1 protein-coding gene is annotated in these 1292 nt (G+C 63.4%); it reads right to left on the minus strand.

The annotated features are described in order from the left end of the window. On the minus strand, positions 1–745 hold a 745-nt coding region (locus tag GY769_02535), incomplete at its 3' end, for a hypothetical protein (protein MCP4200797.1). Between the last annotated feature and the right edge of the window lie 547 nt (positions 746–1292).

Here is a 1292-nt window from a genome sequence, read left to right on the forward strand (position 1 = left end):
AGACGTCGTCTGCGAAGTGAGCTGCCCACTGCTTGGCATCGGCTTCGCGATCCGCCTCGGAGCTGACCGTACCGTCGGGCTTGAGGATTTCCAGGATCTGTCCGTGCTCATCCACGGTGAAGAGATCCTTGAGGCGTCGCGGGTGGCAGGTTTTGGAGCTCGCTGTGTCAGCGGGACCGGCGATGATGTTCAAAGTGGGCTGGCTCTGCCAAGCGAGAAGGCAGAAGCTGGATCTCTGTCGATAAGCTGGAAAGATGGACTGAAAGGCACCGGTGAGCGACAGATCACGGTATGCCGCGGTCCCAGTGAGTGGTTGTCGCGATAAGGCAGCTGCCAGAGATCGCTCCCGCTCGACGTGGACTGGTTCCACGGGTGCTGCAACATCGACGCACTCACGGAGAGTCCCATCCTCTTCCTCGCCGCCGTCCATGCGGCTCTGTCGCTGTTGTCGGGCGGTGAACGGCTCGGCACGCAGATCGATGCCCAATTGGCGGCCGCTCAGCCTGGCTGCGTCAAATTGCACCGTCACCGCGGTTTCGAGCAAGGCACGCCTGATGCAACGGACCGCCGGCGTGAGGCCCTGGGTCACGGCCCGTCGGAGCCACGCCATGGTGGGTCCGATGATGCTGTGGCCCTTGCCATGGCCGTGTGTAAAGCCACGGCCTTGTGCTTCAAGCGGTGCCTGAATGTCGGTAGTGCCAGGCGTCACGCAAGGCTGCAAGGACGCGGCCACCTCGTCGTGCACAGGTCGAAGTGGTCTCGCGAGCGTCACTCGGCCGATGTGGAGTCGCTCCACGCCGATGATGTGGCGGTAGTGTAGCTCGCTCATGAGTAAGAAGAACTTCGCCTGTGCCCGAGGGTCTGCGGCAACAGTCTCATGCATGCGCCGCAGAGATGGCATGCGTGGCTCCGCGGAGGCCAAGAAGCCGCGGAGCTCAGCGGGCTGAGAAGCACTGCCAGTGGCGTCATGAAGCGGCGGGTCCGCATCGGCGGGCTGAGAAGCACGGCCAGCGGCAAGGTGGCTGTCCTCACATGGGCCATCGTGGAGGAGCTTGATGAGAGGGTTGTATGTGTCCGCGAAGTGCGGTGTGGCGAAAAAGCGCGGCCCGCCGAAGGGGAGGTTGTTGCCATGACCGGCGTAACGCAGAGATGTCTTCCGGCCCTCAGTGCCGGGCACATCGGAAGTGCTGAGCAGCAACGTCCGGAGGGCGGTTTTCACCTTCGCAGGCATCTCTGGCCGAGCACAGGCCGAACCGATGGTCTCCTTCGGCCCGGCTATGTTCATGGCCTCC

The organism is bacterium, from assembly GCA_024224155.1.
Classification (GTDB): domain Bacteria; phylum Acidobacteriota; class Thermoanaerobaculia; order Multivoradales; family JAHEKO01; genus CALZIK01.